The sequence below is a fragment of the Novosphingobium colocasiae genome (genome assembly GCF_014652555.1).
Taxonomy (GTDB): Bacteria; Pseudomonadota; Alphaproteobacteria; order Sphingomonadales; family Sphingomonadaceae; genus Novosphingobium; species Novosphingobium colocasiae.
Genome location: NZ_BMZA01000061.1, coordinates 1 through 1,153 on the forward strand (window position 1 = coordinate 1; position 1,153 = coordinate 1,153).

At 57.1% G+C, this 1,153-nt stretch carries 1 protein-coding gene; it reads right to left on the reverse strand.

All coding sequences use genetic code 11. The features are described 5' to 3' along the window. Window positions 1-737 precede the first annotated feature (737 nt). The coding region (locus IE122_RS18610) for a transposase (RefSeq protein ID WP_373299163.1) at window positions 738-1,153 on the reverse strand (416 nt) is incomplete at its 5' end.

Below are 1,153 nucleotides of genomic sequence, written 5' to 3' on the forward strand. Positions count from 1 at the left end.
AGCGGACCTCATGGCCGAGTGATTGGGCATGGCGACCCCAGAAATGGCTAGTCGCGCAGGCTTCCATCGCAACGATGCAAGAATCCTGCTCGCACAGAAGTTGCTCCAGCTTCGCCCGCGACATCGTCCGGTTGTATAGAACCGACCCCGCGCGACCCGTTGCGCAAGCCTGGAAGCTCCGCTTCGCAGATCGATCGCCAAGATGTATACGTCTGCCATCTGCTTCTCCTTCGTGCGCCAGATTGGCGCAGTCAGCATCATACGATGCCGGGCGAAGGGGGCATCCACCGCATCAGTTCAGGTCAACTGCTGTGAGGCCTGGAACATGCTCGTCGACCAACCTTGGCACATCATGACCATCGGTCGCCGCAAATGGGTCCATTGGTTCTGATCAGTGCAGCTTGGTATTAGGGGCCACAAGCCCCGACAAGGAGATCGACTGACGAATTATGCGGCAAGGACTTCAATGTTCAGGACGACGAAACCAGTCCCGGGGCGCGAGCATCTAAGCTCTCTGAACCGATGTGGCCCCCGTTCTTCGAACTGCATAATGGCCCGTGGCAAACTTCAAGCCACAGCGAGAGGCCTGACACACGAGCGATAGAAGCGCCCAGCCGTCACACCGTCAGACAATCACCTTGCAAAACTGGGGGCATCCACACATCAATCACAATTCCCTCGCAAAGGGATCCCGGCCGATTCAGGTTTCAAGCGCGATGCTCTAGACTCATATTTGATCAAGTTTGCACATAACCGGAATGGCGGATGAATTTTGCGTATTCGCCGGGTTTGAAGCTTTGGAGGATGACTTTGAGCGCGTCGCAGATGGCGTCGAAGCTGCGTGGGTTCATTTGCCTGAGGAGGCCTTTGATCTTTGAGAAGACCTGTTCGATCGGGTTGAAGTCGGGACTGTAGGGCGGCAGGTAGAGCAGGTGCATGCCCGCATTTTCGAGGCATTCGCGGATGCCTGCGACTTTGTGGGCGGACAGGTTGTCGACGACGACAATGCTGCCCTGTCTCATTTCCGGGATCAGGCATTCCTCCAGCCACTGACGGAAGATCACCCCGTTCATCGGGCATGGCAGCAGGTGCGGAGTAAGCGATGTGCTCAGACCACGGCGATCCATGGCATGAGGTCGCCCACTGCGTTTGC